General features: G+C 65.6%; 14 protein-coding genes. 5 read left to right on the top strand and 9 right to left on the bottom strand.

The window, feature by feature from the left end:
* Nucleotide 1 precedes the first annotated feature (1 nt).
* The 5 genes from glgA (at nt 2) to LWE61_RS19020 (ending at nt 7,257) form a co-directional block, all read left to right on the top strand.
* Nucleotides 2–1,486 carry a glycogen synthase GlgA gene (gene glgA / locus LWE61_RS19000; RefSeq protein ID WP_234152224.1) on the top strand — a complete coding sequence of 495 codons (1,485 nt, stop codon included), beginning with the start codon at nt 2–4 and terminating at the stop codon, nt 1,484–1,486.
* Complete coding sequence (locus LWE61_RS19005; protein WP_234152225.1) at nt 1,486–3,315, top strand: glycogen debranching protein; 1,830 nt, start codon at nt 1,486–1,488, stop codon at nt 3,313–3,315. Before glgA ends, LWE61_RS19005 begins: the two co-directional genes overlap by 1 nt.
* A complete protein-coding gene (locus LWE61_RS19010) occupies nt 3,312–4,883 on the top strand; it encodes an alpha-glucosidase family protein (protein ID WP_234152226.1) in 1,572 nt (523 codons plus the stop codon). Before LWE61_RS19005 ends, LWE61_RS19010 begins: the two co-directional genes overlap by 4 nt.
* Nucleotides 4,884–5,080: 197 nt before the next feature.
* A complete protein-coding gene (locus LWE61_RS19015; protein ID WP_234152227.1) occupies nt 5,081–6,058 on the top strand; it encodes a polysaccharide deacetylase family protein in 978 nt (325 codons plus the stop codon).
* On the top strand, nt 6,055–7,257 hold the full coding sequence (locus LWE61_RS19020) for a carboxylate--amine ligase (protein WP_234152228.1): 1,203 nt from the start codon (nt 6,055–6,057) through the stop codon (nt 7,255–7,257). The genes LWE61_RS19015 and LWE61_RS19020 overlap by 4 nt, the downstream gene beginning before the upstream one ends.
* On the opposite strand, the gene LWE61_RS19025 is transcribed toward LWE61_RS19020, so the two are convergent.
* The 9 genes from LWE61_RS19025 to LWE61_RS19065 all read right to left on the bottom strand — a co-directional run bounded on the left by LWE61_RS19025 (nt 7,238) and on the right by LWE61_RS19065 (nt 17,967).
* The gene (locus tag LWE61_RS19025; protein ID WP_234152240.1) at nt 7,238–7,789 is read right to left on the bottom strand and encodes an arsenate reductase/protein-tyrosine-phosphatase family protein; all 552 of its coding nucleotides are present in this window, start codon (nt 7,787–7,789) and stop codon (nt 7,238–7,240) included. The two genes, LWE61_RS19020 and LWE61_RS19025, sit on opposite strands and share 20 nt — an antisense overlap.
* Before the next feature lie 8 nt (nt 7,790–7,797).
* Nucleotides 7,798–9,345 (bottom strand): lipopolysaccharide biosynthesis protein, encoded by a 1,548-nt coding sequence (locus LWE61_RS19030; RefSeq protein WP_234152229.1) that lies wholly within the window; start codon nt 9,343–9,345, stop codon nt 7,798–7,800.
* 72 nt (nt 9,346–9,417) lie between these two features.
* A complete protein-coding gene (locus tag LWE61_RS19035; protein ID WP_234152230.1) occupies nt 9,418–10,098 on the bottom strand; it encodes a Fe2+-dependent dioxygenase in 681 nt (226 codons plus the stop codon).
* 10 nt (nt 10,099–10,108) lie between these two features.
* Nucleotides 10,109–10,870 carry an energy transducer TonB gene (locus tag LWE61_RS19040; protein WP_234152231.1) on the bottom strand — a complete coding sequence of 254 codons (762 nt, stop codon included), beginning with the start codon at nt 10,868–10,870 and terminating at the stop codon, nt 10,109–10,111.
* A 212-nt stretch (nt 10,871–11,082) separates the two neighbouring features.
* Nucleotides 11,083–13,470 carry a TonB-dependent receptor gene (locus LWE61_RS19045; RefSeq protein ID WP_234152232.1) on the bottom strand — a complete coding sequence of 796 codons (2,388 nt, stop codon included), beginning with the start codon at nt 13,468–13,470 and terminating at the stop codon, nt 11,083–11,085.
* 129 nt (nt 13,471–13,599) lie between these two features.
* Nucleotides 13,600–13,869 carry a ribbon-helix-helix domain-containing protein gene (locus LWE61_RS19050; protein ID WP_234152233.1) on the bottom strand — a complete coding sequence of 90 codons (270 nt, stop codon included), beginning with the start codon at nt 13,867–13,869 and terminating at the stop codon, nt 13,600–13,602.
* Between the two features lie 29 nt (nt 13,870–13,898).
* Nucleotides 13,899–14,621: an acetoacetyl-CoA reductase gene (gene phbB / locus LWE61_RS19055; protein WP_234152234.1), complete on the bottom strand. Its 723-nt coding sequence runs from the start codon at nt 14,619–14,621 to the stop codon at nt 13,899–13,901.
* 41 nt (nt 14,622–14,662) lie between these two features.
* Nucleotides 14,663–15,667 (bottom strand): ferrochelatase, encoded by a 1,005-nt coding sequence (gene hemH / locus LWE61_RS19060; RefSeq protein WP_234152235.1) that lies wholly within the window; start codon nt 15,665–15,667, stop codon nt 14,663–14,665.
* 5 nt (nt 15,668–15,672) lie between these two features.
* Nucleotides 15,673–17,967: a xanthine dehydrogenase family protein molybdopterin-binding subunit gene (locus LWE61_RS19065; RefSeq protein WP_407696268.1), complete on the bottom strand. Its 2,295-nt coding sequence runs from the start codon at nt 17,965–17,967 to the stop codon at nt 15,673–15,675.
* Nucleotides 17,968–18,454 lie beyond the last annotated feature (487 nt).

An 18,454-nucleotide genomic window follows, 5' to 3' on the forward strand; every position in this document is an offset into this window, starting at 1 on the left:
CGTGAAGCTGCTCGCCGTTGCCTCGGAAATCCACCCGCTCATCAAGACCGGCGGGCTGGCGGACGTGGTGGGCGCGTTGCCCGCCGCCCTGTCGCGCCACGGCTGGCCGGTCATCACCCTCGTCCCCGGCTATCCCGCCGTGATGAAGCGCATCGACCGGACCGGCGCAAAGGGCCGCGCCGCCAAGCGTTACCCCGCCCTGTTCGGCGTCGATGCGAAGCTGATCCGCGCCAGCTACGAGGGCCGCGACCTCCTCATCCTCGACGCGCCCGGCCTCTACGACCGGGAAGGCGGCCCCTATCTGGACATGGCGGGCCATGACTGGACGGACAACTGGCGCCGCTACGCCGCGCTGGCCGCCGTCGGCGCGGATCTCGCCGCCGGGGGCCTGCGCCATTTCCAGCCGGACGTGGTGCATGTCCATGACTGGCAGGCGGCGCTGACGCTGGCCTATATGCGCCATGGCCGCGCGCGCCATGTGCCAGGCGTGCTGACCATCCACAACCTCGCCTTCCAGGGCCGGTTCGAACCGGGCATCTTCCCCGCGCTGGGCCTGCCGGACGAGACCTATTCCGTCGATGGCGTCGAATATTATGGCGGCGTCGGCTACCTCAAGGCCGGCATCCAATATGCCGACGCCATCACCACCGTCAGCCCCAGCTACGCGCGGGAGATCACGACCGGCGAATGGGGCATGGGGCTGGACGGACTGCTGCGCGCACGGGGCGGCGCCCTGCACGGCATCGTCAACGGCATCGACACACAGGAGTGGAACCCCTCCACCGACGCCGACCTCGCCGCCCGCTTCACCGCAAAGACCATCGGCGGCCGCGCCCGCAACCGGGCGGCGGTGGAGAAGAGCTTCGGCCTCGACAGCGACGGGTCGCTGCTCGTCACCATCGTCAGCCGCCTGACCTGGCAAAAGGGCATGGACATCCTCGCCAGCCAGATCGACGCGATCGCGGGCATGGGCATCCGCATCGCGCTGCTGGGCGCGGGCGATGCCGGGATAGAGGGGCAATTGCTGGCCGCCGCGTCGCGCCATCGCGGGCGCATCGGCCTGCGGCTGGGCTATGACGAAGCGGCGGCGCATCTGTTGCAGGGCGGGGCGGACGCGATCCTGATCCCGTCCCGCACCGAACCCTGCGGCCTGACCCAGTTGTACGGCCTGCGCTATGGCTGCGTCCCCATCGTGGCGCGCACCGGCGGACTGGCCGACACGGTGATCGACGCGAACGAGGCCGCTCTGGGACAGCAGGTCGCGACCGGCGTGCAGTTCGGGCCGCTCAGCGCCGACAGCCTGCTGGCCGCCTTGGCCCGCGCGCAGGCGCTGCACGCCGACGCACCCACATGGGCCGCGATCCAGCGGGCCGGGATGACGGCGGACTTCAGCTGGGACCGCAGCGCCGCCCGCTACGCCGCCCTGTTCGGGCAATTGGTCGCGGCGAAACGGGCCGCCGGAGTCGCCGAAAGCCTCGCCGCCTGATGCCGGATGACAGCCTGCCCCCGCTCGGCGCGACGGTGACGGCGGGCGGCGTGTCCTTTGCGGTCTGGGCGCCCGACGTGGCGCGGCTGGACCTTGTTCTGGGCGACCGGACCCTCCCCTTCGACCCGGTGCAGGATGGGGCGCCCGATGGCCTGCACCGCCTGTTCGTGCCGGGCATCGGCGCGGGGCAGGCCTATGCGCTGAACGCCGGGGAGCATCGGCTGGTCGATCCCTATGCGCTGGCGCTCGACCGGCCCTATGGTCCGTCAGACGTGCCCCGCGCCATCGTGACCACCCCCGAACCGGTGCCGCATCGCGCGCCGCGTTTCCGGCCGGGCGGGACGATTTACGAACTGGCGGTGCGCCCCTTCACCATGCTGCATCCCGATGTGCCGGAGGCCGACCGGGGCACGCTGCGGGCGCTGGCGCATCCGGCGGTGATCGCGCATCTCCGGCGTCTGGGGATCGACGCGGTGGAACTGATGCCCGTGGTCGCGTGGATCGACGAACGGCATCTCGCCCCGCTCGGCCTCACCAACGGCTGGGGCTATAATCCCGTCACCTTCTTCCCCATGGACCCGCGCCTCGGCACGCTGGACGATCTGCGCGCCAGCGTCGCGGCGCTGCACGACGCGGGCATCGACGTCATCCTCGACCTGGTGTTCAACCACACGGGGGAGAGCGACATATATGGCCGCACGCTCAGCTTTCGCGGCCTCGCCAACCATGGCTATTATCGCCATGCCGCCGACGGCAGCCTCATCAACGACACCGGCTGCGGCAATACGGTTGCCTGCGATCATCCCATGATGCGGCGGATGATCCTCGACACGCTGCGCCATTTCGTGGCCCATGCGGGCGTGGACGGGTTCCGCTTCGACCTTGCCCCCATATTGGGCCGCACGATGGCGGGATTTTCGGCCCAGGCCGACCTGTTGCGGGAGATTGCATCGGACCCGCTGCTGGCCGACCGCATCCTGATCGCGGAGCCATGGGACATCGGTCCCGGCGGCTACCAGCTCGGCCGGTTCGCGCCGCCCTTCCTCGAATGGAGCGACCGCTATCGCGACGATGTGCGCCTGTTCTGGCGCGGCGATCCGGGGCGCATCGGGGCGCTGGCGACGCGGCTGGCCGGATCGTCGGACATTTTCGGCGGTGGCGGCGGCACCGGAGCGAGCGATGGCAGCCGCACCGTCAATTTCCTCGCCGCGCATGACGGCTTCACGCTAGCCGACCTCGTCGCGCATGAGCATCGCCACAATCTCGCCAATGGGGAGCAGGGCCGCGACGGCCATGGCGAGAATTACAGCTGGAACAATGGCGTCGAAGGGCCGACCGACGACCCCGCCATCCTCGCCGCCCGGCGGCGCGACGTGAAGGCGTTGCTCTCTACCCTCTATGGCTCGCGCGGCACCATCATGCTGACGGCGGGGGACGAATTCGGGCGCAGCCAGCGCGGCAACAACAACGCCTATTGCCAGGACAACGCCATCACCTGGGTCGACTGGGCCGCCCGCGATACGGAGCTGGAGGCGCATGTCGTTTCACTATCGCAACTAAGACGGCGTTACCCCGAACTGTCCGACCCCGCCTTCCTGGCGGAGGGGGACGCGCAATGGCTGACCCAGGCCGGCGAACCCATGGCCGTCACCGACTGGGAAGACCCGACCCGCGAGACTCTCCAATTACATCTGTTTCGGTTGGTCATGTTGATCAATCGCGCGCCCGAAACCACCCGCTTCACCCCGCCATCCGGGGCGTGGGAGGGCGATCCCGCCGTCCCGCCCCGATCCGTCGCCTTCCTCACCCTCAAGGAGCCAGCAGCATGACCGATCCCGACTGGTGGCGCGGCGCCGTCATCTATCAGGTCTACCCTCGCTCCTATCAGGACAGCGACGGCGACGGCGTGGGCGACCTCAATGGCATCACCGCCCGCCTGCCGCACATCGCCTCGCTTGGCGTGGACGCGGTGTGGATCTCCCCCTTCTTCAAATCCCCCATGGCCGACATGGGCTATGACGTGTCCGACTATCGCGACGTCGATCCGCTGTTCGGCACGCTGGCCGATTTCGACCGGCTGATCGGCGTCGCCCATGGGCTGGGCCTCAAGATCGTCATCGACCAGGTATTGTCCCACACCTCTGACCAGCATGAGTGGTTCGGGGAAAGTCGCACCAGCCGCACCAACGCCCGCGCCGACTGGTATGTCTGGGCGGAGGCAAAGCCGGACGGCACCGCGCCCAATAACTGGCTGTCCGTCTTTGGCGGTCCCGCCTGGGAATGGGACGGGGTGCGGATGCAATATTATATGCACAGCTTCCTGACATCGCAGCCCGACATCAACCTGCACAATCCGGCGGTGCAGGACGAGATGCTGGACACCATCCGTTTCTGGCTGGACCGGGGTGTGGACGGCTTCCGCCTCGACGCCTGCAACCATTATTTCCATGACCTGGCTCTGCGCGACAACCCGCCCGCCCGCGCGCGCGGCGACAAGGCCAGCGTGCAGGAAAGCAACCCCTATGGCTTTCAGGACCATGACTATGACAAGTCGCAACCGGAAAATCTGCTCTTCCTCGCCCGGCTGCGCGCGCTGCTGAGCGACTATCCCGGCGCCATAGCGCTGGGTGAGGTGGGCGACGAGGATCGCTCCCCCGCAACGGTACAGGCCTATACGGCGGGCGACGACCTGCTGCACAGCAGTTACACGTTCGACCTGTTCGGCAGCGCCTTCGACCCGGCCCATTTCCGCACGATCTTCGCAGCGTTCGGAGAGGCTGCGGAGCGCGGCGCGGTTTGCTGGTCCATCTCCAACCATGATGTCATGCGCTATGTCTCGCGCTGGACGAAAGCGGGCGACGATCCGGCCGCCATCGCGCGCCTTGCCATCAACCTGCTCGTCTCGCTCAAGGGGCCGATCTGCCTGTATCAGGGCGAGGAACTGGGCCTGCCCGAAGCGGACATCGCCTATGAGGATCTGCGCGACCCCTATGGCATCCGCTTCTGGCCCGCCTTCAAGGGCCGCGACGGCTGCCGCACACCGATCCCGTGGGAAAGCGAAGCGCCCTATGCGGGCTTCTCCACCGCCCGGCCATGGCTGCCGGTGCCGGACGCCCATCGTCCGCTGGCGCTCGACCAGCAGGAGCATGATCCGGCCAGCGTACTGGCGACCTATCGCGCCGCCATCGCCGAGCGCAAGGCGCATCCCGCGCTGGCGACGGGAGGCCTGACCTTCCTGGAGTCCGGCGACGCGGATATCCTGGCCTTCCTCCGGGACGGCGGCGGCGAGTCCTTGCTCTGCCTGTTCAATTTCGCGCGGGAGGCCCGGACATGGGAGGGTGAGACCAGCACGTTCGACCTGCCCCCGCTGGGATATGCGCGAATCGTGCTGGAATAAGGGCAAGGGTTTGAAAGGCAACGTCAGGCATGCCCATGGCGGACATCCCATCCCCTAAACCCCGTTCGCCCTGAGCCTGTCCACCCTTGGGTTCGGCACGCTCAGGGCGAACGGATTTCCATAATCCTTTGCGTCGGTTTGCGGTCATCACGCCCACAGGCACCTTCTGGTAACGCCCGCCGTGCTAGGTCTCACCCATGACCCGCGCCCTCATCACCATCGACACCGAACTGTCCGCCAGCCGCCAGCAGGCCGGCATGGCGTGGCAGGATAATCTGCGCCATTCCCTGACCGGCAGCACCAATGTTGGCGACTATGGCATCGGCTGGCAGATGGACCGGATGGAGGCGCATGGCATCCGCGGCGTCTTCTTCGTCGATCCCATGCCCGGCCTGATCCACGGTCCCGATCTGGTCGCGCGTATGGTGGAGCCGATCCTGTCGCGCGGGCATGAGGTGCAAGTCCATATCCACACCGAGTGGCTGCAATGGGCCAAGGATTCCCCGGTAGACGGCCGCACCGGCCGCAACATCGGCGATTTCACGCTGGCGGATCAGGTTGCACTGCTCGGCTGGGCGCGCGATACGCTGGTCGCCGCCGGAGCGCCCGGCCCCAACGCTTTTCGCGCGGGAAATTATGGCGCGAACGACGACACGCTGCGCGCGCTCGCCCGCCTCGGCATCCTGTGGGACAGCAGTTACAACGCCGATTATGCGGGCAGGCCCTGCCATATCACCCTGCCGTCGGAGACGGTCGACCCGGTATGGCGCGAGGGCGTGCTGGAAGCGCCCGTCGCGGGCATATGGGACCGGCCAGACCATTTCCGCCCGGCGCAGGTCTGCGCCCTCTCCGTCGCCGAAATGGTGCAGGGCCTGACCCATGCCGCACGCGACGGGGCGCACAGCTTCATCGTGGTGAGCCATAGTTTCGAGATGCTGTCCCGCGACCGGATGCGGCCCAATCGTCTGGTCATGAAGAGGTTCGAGGCCCTGTGCGCGGCCATTGCGGCGGATGAGCGGGTGGTGGCGTCGGGCTTTGCCGACCTCCCCGTGCCCACACCCTCAGCCAGCGCCGTCCGCCCCCGCCTCGCCGCCAGCCATATCCGCACCGCATGGCGGGTAGCGGAGCAGGGCTTTGCCACGCTGGTCTATGAGAAGGGGCTGTTCCCGGCATGAGCCTGCCTCCCGCCATCGTGCTGGGCGTGGACAGCGCCATCGGGCTAACGGTCGTGCGCGAACTGGGGCGGCATGGCGTACCGGTGATCGCGGTGGGCAAGTCCCCCCGCGCCATCGGCCGCTACTCACGCCACGCCGGGCGGTTCGTGGTGCGTCCCCGCGACCGGACGCTGGGCGAGTGGCTGCCCGACCTGATCCGCGAGACGCAGGCCGCCGTGCTGCTGGCGATCAGCGAGGGCGACCTGCTGGCGCTGGCCGACCTGCCCGAAGAGATGGCGGGATGCCGCATCCTGACGCCCCGCGCCGCACCGCTGGCCGTGGTGCTGGACAAGACCCGCACGCTGGCCGCCGCGGCGACGGTCGGCATCGACACGCCGCCGACATGGCAGCCGGTCGCGGGTGAGGACTTTGCCGCACGGGCCGACGCCCTCCCCTATCCCGCCATCCTGAAATGGAGCGATCCGCCCGCCATCTGGGCACGGCTCAGCGCCGCCGGGCTGGCGTTCGAAAAGACCGAATTCGCATCAACCCCACAGGAACTGCTGGCGCGGCTCGCCCGCTATGACGCGCTGGTCGACTGGCCGCTGGTGCAGGGCTGGTGCGGCGGCCATGGCTTTGGCCAGATGCTGATGATGCAGGGCGGCACAGCGCGGCTGCGCTTCCAGCATCACCGCCTGCGCGAATTTCCCGCGAGCGGCGGCGTCTCGACTCTGTGCGAGACAGTGCCCCTGTCGCTGCATAGTGAGCAGATGGCAAAGTCGGAGGCGCTGCTGGCCACCATCGGCTGGGAAGGGCCAGCGATGGTCGAATATCGCCATGATCCGGCAACTGGCCGCTATTGGCTGATGGAGATCAACGGCCGTTTCTGGGGCAGCCTGCCGCTCGCATCGCAGGCCGGAGCGGAGTTCGCATGGGAGCAATATCGCGCGGCGGTGCCACAGGCCGACGGTCCGCCGCAGCCCGCATACCGCGCGCGCCGCGCCCGTTATGCCATCCCCGATACCAAGCGACTGGCCCGCATCCTGCGCGCGCCACAGGCGGAGGTCGCCGCCGGGCAGCCCGCGCCCAGCCGCTGGCGCGAGGCGCTCGCATGGGGAGCGGACTGGCTCGACCCGCGCACCGGCTATTATGTCTGGGACTGGTCGGACCCCCGGCCGCTCGCGGGCGACCTGATCGGGATTATCCGGCGCGGGCGTTAGGAAAAGCCGCGCGCAGGACCGGCATCGCCGTCTCGATCCGGGCGAGGCACATTTTCATATAGGCCTCGCTCAGCGAATAGGGGTCGTGCAGATGCGGCACGCGCGGGCGGGTGTAGAGGCCGAGCAGACTGCGCGGCACATGGCCCAGGCGCGGATCGGCGGCGAGACGACGCAACTGGCGCGTCTCCATGGCCAGCAACAGGTCGCCCTCGCGCGGTTCATAGTCGGACATCATCGTCGCCCGGTGGGCGGAGAGATCATGCCCCAATGCGGCGGCGGCGTCGATGGCAGGACCATGGGCCGGCTTGCCGCTGTCGGTCGAGAGTCCGAAGGAGGTGACCGCCAATCCCGCCCGGCGTGCAGCCACATCGGCAAAGGCGCTGCGGCAGATATTGCCATGGCAGATGAAGACGAGGCGACGGATGGCATCGGGCGATCCTACCCGCACCGCGCCGCGTCCCGTCGCCAGTTCGACAGGGGCGAGCGCAAGGCGCACCAACCCGCGAAACGTGCCGAAGCGGCGCTGGATCAACGTGGCCATCATGCGGCGTCCGGCTCGATCACGCCGCCCAGCCCCCGGCCGGAGATCATGGCGATCAGTTCGCGCACGGTGTCACGCGCGATCAGCAGGAGCAGCGCGGCATAGCTCACCCCGCCGACGGCGACCAGCAGGCCCAGCCGCACGATGGCGGGCAGATGCCCCGGCAGCACCCAATGATCGGCGCCCGCCACGACTATTGCCATCGCCGCCGCCGCCATCAACCCCGGCAGCACCGCGCGGAAGATCGCGCCGAAGGTCAGGCCGACCAGCCGCCCCGCCAGATGCGCCGTCGACAGCGCAAAGACAGGATAACCGATCAGCCACCCCATCGCGAGGCCGATGCCGCCGCGATGGATGCCGATCAGGAAGGCCAGCGGCATGATGACCGCGCCGATCATCGCGATACGCGCGCCCAGCCCCGGACGACCGATGGCGTTCAACATCGGCGGGAACATCACCTGCAAGGTCAGGAACGGCATGGCCAGCGCCAGCAGCGCCACATAGGGCGCCATCTCCACCCATTTCGCGCCCAATATGGTCAGCACCAGCGGCTCCGCCGTCACTGCCATGCCCAGATAGAGCGGGCAGGCGATGAGCAGCACCAGCTTGATTGCCTTGCACAGCGCATCGGCGACCCGCGCCTTGTCCCCCTGCATCCGCGCATAGATGGGGAAGGTGACCTCGTTGATCGGCGGCACGAATTTGGACACGAATATCTGGGTCAGGAACAGCGCCTCCGCATAGAGGCCCAGCGCATGGGGGTCGAGCGCGCGGCCGCCGATGAAAACGTCCGCCTGGCTCTGGATCAAAAAGGCGAGCTGGCTGCCCAGCAGCGTCACCGCATACCAGATGGTCGGCCCCGCGCCGCGAAAGTTGAAACTGGGCCGGATGAAAAATCGCGTGACGATGGAATAGCCCGCCGCCTTCACATAAAATCCCGCGATCGGCGCCCACACCAATGTCCACACACCCCAGCCGGACAGCGCCCCGGTGATCGCCACACCCGCCGCGACCAGCCCGGAAATCAGCGTGACATAGGCCGCCTTGCGGAAATTCAGGCTGCGCCCCATCAACACTTCGGGCAGGGTGATGAACGGCGTGGAGAGATAGATGACCGCCTGCACGCGCAGCATATCCGCGACCATCGGCTGATTATAATAGTCGGCGGCAAGCGGCGCGAGGGCCAGTTGCGCCAGTCCCAGCCCGCCGTTGAGGAGCAGCATCAGGCCGAACGCCTGGCGCAGCCGGTTCGTGTCGATCGTCTCCGACGCCACCAGCGCGCTGACCAGCCCATAGCCGTTGAGGAAGGTCATGAAGGCGATCACCGCCTGCGTCATCGCAAACAGGCCATAATCCGCCGGATTCAGGATGCGGATGACCATCAGGGTCGAAACCCAGCTCAATATCTGGGTCACGATCTGCGCACCGGACCGCCAGATCAGCGCGCTGCGTACCCGCGCGCCGAATGTCGATTCGGTCGCGTCGACATCGCCCGCGGCGATGGGATCGGACAGGGCGTCGATGCTGTGGGTCGGTGTACCGCTCATCCCGCTCCTCATAGCGGCAAAGTGCGAGCAAACCCTAAAGGCCGGGGCCGGAATCTTCCCGGCTGGCCCCGGTCAGGCGTCGGCCCAGCGGCGCAGCAGGTTATGATAGATGCCGGTCTGCCGGATGATCGACGGATCACCCTGCCCGACCTGCAACGCCAGCGTCTGGATCGACTGGTCGAGGTCGAACAGGATCGCCCGCGCCGCATCGTCGCGCACCATCGACTGCACCCAGAAGAAGCTGGCGACCCGCCGTCCGCGCGTCACCGGCTCGACCCGGTGGAGCGAGGAGGACGGATAGAGCACCGCATGACCGGCGGGCAACTTGACCTGCTGGACGCCGAAATGCGTCTCCACGGTCAGTTCGCCGCCGTCATACTCCTCCGGCTCTTCCAGAAAGACGGTGATCGACAGGTCGGATCGCAGGCTCTGCCCGCCCGGCAGCGCGCGCATCGCATTGTCGATATGCGTGCCCAGCGCCTGCCCGCCCGCATAGCTGTTGAACAGCGGCGGCACGATGCGCAGCGGCAGCGCGGACGCAATGAACAACGGGCAACGGCTCAGCGCGGCGAGGATAATCTGCGCAGCCTCCAGCCCCTCCGGCGCCTCCTTGGACAGTTGCAGGTTATTCTTGGCCAGCGCGACCTGATGGCCGGATGTTTCATTGCCATCGACCCAGCGCGCGGCGTCGATAAGCGTTCGGACGGCCCGCACGCCGTCGGCGTCGAGCAAATCGGGAATGGGAATCAACATGGTGGGTGGATCAGGCCTGCATGAAGCTAATTTCGACCACGCCCTGCACCATCACGGGCTGGCCGTTGCGCACCTGCGGCTGCCAGCGCCACTTGCGGACCGCCTGCAACGCCGCATCGTCCAGCCGATGGAAACCGCTCGTCCGCTTCACGCTGACGCTCGCGACCCGGCCATCCACACCCAGCAGGACGATCAGGGCGACCGTGCCCTCTTCCTTCAACCGGCGGCTTTCCATCGGGCGGCTGGGCGGCTTGGTATAAATCGCCTGATCGCTGAGATTGTCGGCCTGGAGGATGGATGGCGGCGATGGCGGCGCGGCGGCCGGCGCGGGATTGGGCACCGCCGGGGCGGGCGGCAGGATCGCCGGCACCGGATCGGGCGTCGTCTGAATCTCCACCGGCGACGGTAGCAGCGTCTGCACGATGGGGCGCGGCGTCACCACGGTCGCCTGTTGCGGTGTCGGCGGCTGCGGGTCCGACGGCGGCGGTGGCGGCGGAGCGGCCTGCATCAGGTTCATCACCGTCAGTCGTTCCTGACGCTTCTTGACGATATGATCCTTGATCATGAAGAAGCCGGTGATGAGGACCACATGGAGCAGTACGGTCAACACAGCGCCGGACCAGTTGAATCCCTTGCCCTCACCATAGCGTTGGGCGGGGGTGGACAGCACGACTGCACCGGATGCGACCCCTGCAGCAGCCATGGCTGGAGCGGGCGTGAACAGGCCGCTCACTTCCTCTTCCACGCTGACGCTTTCGGCTTCACGCAACATTGACGCCCCCCTGTACCTACAAGTCATTCCCTGCGAGTCATTCTCGACTTACTCGAAACCGTAATGCGAATCAATCGCATCATATATCCGTGATAATGCGTAGCAAATCGGCACGAAAGGCCCCGCCGGATCGCCATCCGACGGGGCACCCCCAGGTGAGGGAACGACAAGGGAAGTTGCCGCCGCCCCACCCAGGGGCCGGGGTATTCAGATCAGAACGTGCCGGTCAGGCTGAACACGGCCTGGCGCGTCGTGCCGGGGGTCGCCCAGCCGTCGTTGCGGACCGTCGTCACATAACGCTCGTTGAAGAGGTTCTGGACGTTCACCTGTGCCTTGAAATTGTCGTCGATCTTGTAGGCAACCATCAGACGCTGGGTCGTATAGGCCGGCACATAGTTCAGCAACTGCGAGGGATTGGTGTTGTTGATCGTCGTCAGCAGCAGCTTGCCCTGATACGTCACGCCATAACCAACCTGCAAACCGAACGGGAAGCTGTAGCTGGTGAAGACACTGCCCGAATGCTTCGGCGTGTTGGTGACGATGCCACCCGACTGCGTGTCGGCCAAGCCATCGGCAACGCTCTGGATGATCTTCGGATCGACATACATATAGCTGCCGTTGATCGTCCAGCCTTCCGTGATGTTGCCCGTCGCGCCGAGCGTAAAGCCCTGCGTGCGGCGGCGACCGTCAAGCTGCTGCGTGCCGCCGACCGTCGGATTGGCCGAGTTGACGCGTATCGAATCCTGCGAATTGCGGAAGACCGACGCGGTCAGCAGCAACTGCTTGTCGAACAGCTCCGTCTTGGCACCGATTTCATAATTGCGCGTCGTTTCCGGACGCAGGCTGCACGTGTTGGCCGTACCGGTTTCGGATTGCGTACAAGCCGAGCTGACCGAGCTTTGCGAAGGCCGCTTGGCTGAGCCATGGGCGACATAGAGGCTGACGTTCGACAGCGGCTTGAAGACCAGACCGACGCGATAGGAGAACAGACTGTTGCGGATGCCGCGGAAGTTGGAACGACCGTCCCCGCTTGCATTGACGGTGGGTGGATTGGTGATGTCGTAATTGTCACCCTTCACCCGCTCATAGCGGATGCCGCCGTTGACCTGGAGCCAGTCGTTGAACTTGACCGTGTCGAACAGATAGCCCGCAAACACTTCCTGCGTGCCAAAGGTGCGGGTGCCCAGCGTGTAGGTCAGCGGCCCGTTGTAAGAGTTGGTGCCATAGGTGACGCCAGCGATGGCCGGACCGGGGATGAGCTGATCGGGATTGGCGACATTGATGAGCGCCCAACCACCGGCGGGCCGGGTGGTCAGATTGCCATAGTTGGTCTGCTGGAAACGCTCCCACAGGTAGGACGCACCCACGGTGAAGCTATGTTCGATGCTGCCGGTGTTGAACGAACCGCTCAGGTCGATCTGTTCCGAGAGGGTTTCATTCTGCATGTTGCGCGCTGCGCCACGGGTCGCACCGGTCGGCTGATAATAGCCGAGCGGAACGCGGACACCCGCGGTCAGAGTGGTGCCTGCGCCATTCTGGATTTCGGGGCAGAGGCCGCCGCCATTGGCGATCGTGTTGCCAACACCCGTACCGAACAGATCGACGCAATAGTTGCCGGTCGGCTGCGTCGTGACCGTTTCCTGAACGATATTCTCATAGCGGAACTGGTTGCGCAGGCGGATCTTGTCGCTGAACGCATGCTCGGCAATCGCCTGCACCGCGTTGGTCTTCGAATTCTGCTTGTCGACGTTGGCGATGCCATAATAGCCGGCGCTGCTGACGCCGCGCGGGATACCACCCAGCTGCGGGAAATAGCGCACGCCATATTGCGGCAACGCATGATCGGTCAGATGCTCATATTGCAGCGTCAGGCTGGTCGGACCATCGACGCCGAACATGATGGAGGGCGCAACGCCCCAGCGGTCGAAATATTCGGTGTCACGGCCGGGAACGTCATTCTGGTGATAGACGCCGTTGATGCGGACGGCGATGATGTCGTTCAGGCGACGGTTCACGTCGATGGTGGCGCGATAATAATTATCGGTGCCGATACCGGCCTGTGCGACGATCTTGTTGTCGGCCAGCGGGCGCTTGGTCACGAGGTTGATCGAGCCAGCGACATTGCCGCCGCCGTTGTAGACGGAGTTTGCGCCGGTCGTGACTTCGACCTGCTCGATATTGAAGGTTTCGTTGCGGTTCAGGTTCGAGCTGCTGCGCACGCCATTGACGTTGATGTCGTTGCGCGCATCGACGCCCATGATGTTGATGTTGTCGGCAAAGCCATTGCCGCCTTCACCCGCGGTGAAGCTGATGCCGGGCACGGTGCTGAGCACTTCGCGCAGGGTCAGCAGGTTCTGCTGGTCCAGGCTGGCGCGCGAGATGACGGTGATCGTCTGCGGCGTGTCGACCAGCGGCGCGGTATATTTCGGCGAGGCCGGCTTATCGACCTTTACGCGCGGCTCCGCGACACCCGAATCGGTAACGGTCATGGCGCCCAGCTTGCGGCCCTGCTCGGCCTCCTGCGCATGCGCCGCAGTAGCAAATGTGATCGCTCCGACGCAGCTCAGCGCCAGGAAAGATGGTGTGGTGGCTTTGGACATGATTAAGGAACCCCCTTTTTGTCTGTACGGGGGCCGGGTATTGCGAGCGATTATCAATGTCAATCGCTAATGAGAATCGTTCCTATCACTGCGCGACTTTGCCGAGCTTGTGGCCAAAGGGTCACTCTTTCAATCGCCTATTGGCACATCGGACCGTGGGGCGGCCATCCGCTCCACCCGGTCGAGCAACCAGCAACGCAGCACGCTGGCCAGGTTGGCGCCCGCCCCCGCCTCTACCCGCTGCGCATCTATGCGCGCGACGAGGGCGTTGAGCGGCAGCCCCTCGGCACGCGCAGACGCCTCCAGAGCCGCCCAGAAGGGCGGCTCCAGACTGATCGAACTGGAATGACCGGCAATGGTCATGCTGCGCTTGACGGGACCGCTATACAGGTCGGTCATTGGCAGGACGGGTCGCGACGGGGCGACCGTCAATACATATGCTGGCCACCGTTGATCGACAGGGTCGATCCGGTGACGAACGCCGCTTCCTCGCTGCACAGGAAGGCGACACCGCGCGCGATTTCATCCGCATGGCCAAGGCGGCCGACAGGGATCTTGGCCACGATCTTCTCCAGCACCGGAGCGGGCACGGCGGCCACCATCTCCGTGTCGATATAGCCGGGGGCGATGGCGTTGACGGTGATGCCCGCCTTGGCACCTTCCTGCGCCAGCGCCTTGGTAAAGCCATGGATGCCCGACTTGGCAGCCGCATAATTGACCTGGCCATATTGCCCGGCCTGCCCGTTGACCGAACCGATATTGACGATCCGGCCCCAGCCGCGCTCCCGCATGCCGCCGAACGTCGCCTTTGCCATGTTGAAGCAACCGCCCAGATTGACGCGCATCACGTCATTCCAGTCGTCGAAGCTCATTTTCGCCAGAACGCCGTCGCGGGTGATGCCCGCATTGTTGACGACGATATCGATGGGACCGACCTCCGCGGTGATTTTCGCGCAACCGTCGAGGCAGGCCTGATGGTCGCCCACATCCCATTTATAGGCCGCAATGCCGGTCGCCTGGGTAAAGGCGGCGGCCTTTGTATCGTCCCCGCCATAATTGGCGACGACCGTGATGCCCAACTCGCGAAGGGCCAGACTGATGGCTTCACCGATACCGCGCGTTCCGCCCGTTACGACTGCAATCCTGCTCATGCCATCCTCCCAGTCCCGGCCGACCGGCACCTCGCCAGTCTTCAGCCTTCGATCGTGTCCACCCATCCTGCCAGTTCGCGGCGGATCAATGTCCGATACAGATGAATAGCGACGGGATCGGCGTTGAGACAGCGTAAAAGTGCGAAATTCTGTCCACCGGCCTCCAGAAATACTTCCTTACCGCGCAGTCCGATTTCCTCCAGTGTTTCCAGACAGTCGGCCGCGAAGCCGGGGGTCAGGACGGCGACATCCCGGACGCCGTCCGCCACCAATCCCGCCAGAACGGACTCGGTTTCGGGCTCCAGCCATTTGGCGCGCCCGAATCGCGACTGGAAACTGACGTCGACCGGACGGCCCAGCGTCTGACCCAGGAGCTGCGCCGTATGCAGGCATTGGTCATGATAGGGATCGCCCAGCGCGCGGGTCCGCTCCGGCATGCCATGGAAGCTGGCGAGGATGCGCTGCGGCACGAAGGGCAGGGCGGCGACCTGATCCCGCACCGATTGGGCGAGGGCGCCGATATAGGCCGGGTCGTCATGCCAGGGCGGCGTGACGCGGATCGTGGGCTGGTGCCGCATTGTCGCCAGCGCGGCGGTGACGCCGTCCATGACGCTGGCGGTCGTCGCGCCGCAATATTGCGGATAGAGCGGCACGATCAGGATGCGGTCGCAACCCGCCGCCATCAGATGGCCGATGCGCGACCCGATCGACGGATTGCCATAGCGCATCGCCCAGTCGACGATCACACCCTCGCCCCACCCATCGGCCAGCCCCTCCGCGATCCGGCGCGTATAGACCGCCAGCGGCGATCCATCGGGCATCCACACCTGCTGATAGGCATGGGCGGATTTCTTGGGGCGCGTGTTGAGGATGATGCCGCGCAGGATGGGCTGCCAGACAATCTGCGGTATCTCCACGACACGGGGGTCGGAGAGAAACTCGCGCAGATAGCGTTTCACCGCAGCCGGTGTCGGCGCATCCGGTGTGCCAAGGTTGACGAGCAGGACGCCGACATGACGCTTCGAGCCGGGTGATGTGGAACGCATGATGGTCAGCCTTCTTCCCTGTCGAACGGCAGGCTGCGCCAACGCCGCCCGGTCAATGTATGAAGCGCGCCCGCCAGCGCGGGGGCGACGGCGGGTACGCCAATCTCTCCTACACCCGCCTGATCCTCCTGCGCCGCGATCAGTTCCACGGTGACGGTGCCAATGTCGGCCAGGCGCGGCAGGTTCATTTCGCCCAATTGCAGCGCGGTGGGCATGCCGCCCTCATAATGGCCCGCTCCGCCCAGCGCCGCCGCGATGCCAAAGATCAGACCGCCCTCAATCTGTTGCCGAACGATGTCGGGGTTGACGGGCGCGCCGCAGTTCACCGCCGCGACGATCTGCGGCACGCGGATGCGCCCGCCGTCGAGCGATGCCCGCACCAGCACCGCGATGGAGGCGCCCGCCATGGTGTGGCAGGCGATCCCCTGCCCGCTGCCCGGCATACCGCCCTGCCACTCGCCCAACGCCGCGACGGTGGTGAGGCAATGGGCAAGACGCGGATTGCCGCCGAGCATCTGGATGCGAAACGACATGGGTTCGACACCGGCCTGCTCGGCCACTTCGTCGATGAAGCTCTCCCGGAAGAATGCACTATAATGGTCGGCGTTGGACCGCCAACGGCCCGTGGGAAGGGCGATTTTGGCAGGGTGATGATCTACCGCATAGTTGGTTATGTTGTAAGGCGTGTCCAGTCCCGACACCGCCAGATGGTCTGCGGTGGTGGCCGTCGATTCAATGGCGGTCAGCACATTCTCGCCATGCCCGATACGCCGCCACAACTGCGCCAGCGCTGAGGGCGCCGCCACTTTCGCCAGCATACCCTCGATGACACCGCCACGACCCAGCTTCGCACTCATCTTGGCAAGGGCAGGCGGGCGGGGGCGATCATGGATGATGTCCTCCGACCGGGACCATTGCAATTGCACGGGCGCCTTTGCGGCGCGGGCAATCAGCGCTGCCTGCACGGCGGCGTCGACCTCCATCTTGCGACCGAAGGATCCACCAGCAAACAAGGGATAGAGGGTGACGGCATCCTCTGCAAAGCCCAGCGCATCGGCAACCGCCCGAACTGCAAGCCCGGGGGCCTGACTCGGCATCCACAATTCCGCACCAGCATCGGAAACGCGCGCCGTAACGGCCATAGGTTCAAGGCAGAGATGCAGCGCGGGCGCGACACTATATGTCGCGCTGACGATCCGCGCCTTCTCGAATACGGCGGAAAGGTCACCGCGCGCGAAGAAACGTCCACCTTCGCCGCCGCCCATCGTAGCCTTCAAGGCATTCAAAATGGCAATGTCGTTCAGCGGCGGCCCTGCTGTCTCGAACACCGGATCGAGCCGCCCCAGCGCCTGATTAGCCGCCCACCAGTTAGTCGCGGTCACAGCCACCCACTCGTCCTGTGCGATCACATCGAGTACGCCTATGACCTTGCGGGCCGCCTGCTCGTCAAACCCCTTGAGCCGCAACGCACCCACTGGTCCCTGACGGATGGCGGCGAAAACCATGTCGGGCAGGCGGATGTCAGCGGCAAAATTGGCTGAGCCATCTATCTTTGCGGGCAGGTCGATACGCGGCGCATCAGTACCGATCAGGCGATTATCACCCTCCCTCTCAGGGCGAAGCGGTAACGGCGACGGCACGTCGAAACCGACCGCTTCGTCAACCAGTTCTCCGATGCGCAACGTACGCGTTCCATCGGTGACGAGGCCATCCATGATGTCGCAGCTTTCCCATGCCACATCCCAGCGCGCCGCCGCCGCCTTGCACAATAGCGCGCGCGCGGCCGCCCCTGCCTCCCGATAGCTTTGGCGGAACATGGCGAGCGAGGTGGAGCCGCCGGTCAGGACCAGTATGTTGCGCCTGGCATAATCATCAAGGAGATGTTCCCCCATCGCGCCCGTTGCACGTAATCCGGGCCCTTCCAACCACTCCTTCACCAGCAATGTGTTGGCGTAAAATGGTCCCGACAGAGCTGGCTGGACCGCTATTGTGCGCCAATCCGCGCCCAGCTCATCGGCCAGAACCTGCGGCAGGACGGTATAAACACCCTGCCCCAATTCAGCCTGCGGCACGATGATTATGATCTGTCCGGCACGGTCTATTTTGAGGAAGGCGCCGAGCGCCTGCTCCCCCGGAGCAAGGTTAAGGCGTGGAATATAGTTACGCGGCAAGAAAGCCCAGCCAAGCGCCAATCCTCCCGTCACTGCTGCGCCGACAAGAAAGCGCCGCCGGGACGTCGCTCCCGCGCCATTCCTGGTATCCGGCAAGCCGCGCCCCGTCCCGATTTTCCGCACTCTCATCATGATGGGTCTAACGAGGGTACCGACGAGTGTGAAGAGCGGGTTTGCGCCAACGTCTGTCCCGACGGCACCAATGGCCCTGAGGCGGAGGTTGTCGCGAACGCGGCGGATCTGGTGGTCTACGCCACAAACGACAACGCCGCCCCGGAGGGCGGCGTATGTAGTTCCATAACAGTGGTTGCGGGAGTAGGATCTCACGTTCACATTTCGACCCGATAACATATTGAATGTATGCCGTTTTGTTCGCGCCGAGGTCACTCGCACCCCGTTATATACCCCCACCGCCGATGAGATGCGCTGGAATGCCTTCCTGCTAAGCCGAACCGAATGCAACGTGCTGTCAGGCGTCGCGGTTATGCCTGTGGATCGGCGTGCAAAAAGGACCCCGTTATGGGGGTGATCGGCGTCTAAAAGGGACCCCCATCTCGATGGTTTAGTTGCGTCCGTTTGGTGATGACCAGACGGCGGGATCGGGATGTTGATATTG

Origin of the sequence: Sphingobium sufflavum, from assembly GCF_021403115.1 — a bacterium.
Classification (GTDB): domain Bacteria; phylum Pseudomonadota; class Alphaproteobacteria; order Sphingomonadales; family Sphingomonadaceae; genus Sphingobium; species Sphingobium sufflavum.

Excerpts from the sequence above, each read along its gene's own strand:
- LWE61_RS19005 (WP_234152225.1), top strand. The coding sequence starts at position 1,486 with ATGCCGGATGACAGCCTGCCCCCGCTCGGCGCGACGGTGACGGCGGGC.
- LWE61_RS19010 (WP_234152226.1), top strand. The coding sequence starts at position 3,312 with ATGACCGATCCCGACTGGTGGCGCGGCGCCGTCATCTATCAGGTCTAC.
- LWE61_RS19015 (WP_234152227.1), top strand. The coding sequence starts at position 5,081 with ATGACCCGCGCCCTCATCACCATCGACACCGAACTGTCCGCCAGCCGC.
- LWE61_RS19020 (WP_234152228.1), top strand. The coding sequence starts at position 6,055 with ATGAGCCTGCCTCCCGCCATCGTGCTGGGCGTGGACAGCGCCATCGGG.
- LWE61_RS19030 (WP_234152229.1), bottom strand. The coding sequence starts at position 9,345 with ATGAGCGGTACACCGACCCACAGCATCGACGCCCTGTCCGATCCCATC.
- LWE61_RS19035 (WP_234152230.1), bottom strand. The coding sequence starts at position 10,098 with ATGTTGATTCCCATTCCCGATTTGCTCGACGCCGACGGCGTGCGGGCC.
- LWE61_RS19040 (WP_234152231.1), bottom strand. The coding sequence starts at position 10,870 with ATGTTGCGTGAAGCCGAAAGCGTCAGCGTGGAAGAGGAAGTGAGCGGC.
- LWE61_RS19045 (WP_234152232.1), bottom strand. The coding sequence starts at position 13,470 with ATGTCCAAAGCCACCACACCATCTTTCCTGGCGCTGAGCTGCGTCGGA.
- LWE61_RS19050 (WP_234152233.1), bottom strand. The coding sequence starts at position 13,869 with ATGACCGACCTGTATAGCGGTCCCGTCAAGCGCAGCATGACCATTGCC.
- phbB (WP_234152234.1), bottom strand. The coding sequence starts at position 14,621 with ATGAGCAGGATTGCAGTCGTAACGGGCGGAACGCGCGGTATCGGTGAA.
- hemH (WP_234152235.1), bottom strand. The coding sequence starts at position 15,667 with ATGCGTTCCACATCACCCGGCTCGAAGCGTCATGTCGGCGTCCTGCTC.
- LWE61_RS19065 (WP_407696268.1), bottom strand. The coding sequence starts at position 17,967 with ATGAGAGTGCGGAAAATCGGGACGGGGCGCGGCTTGCCGGATACCAGG.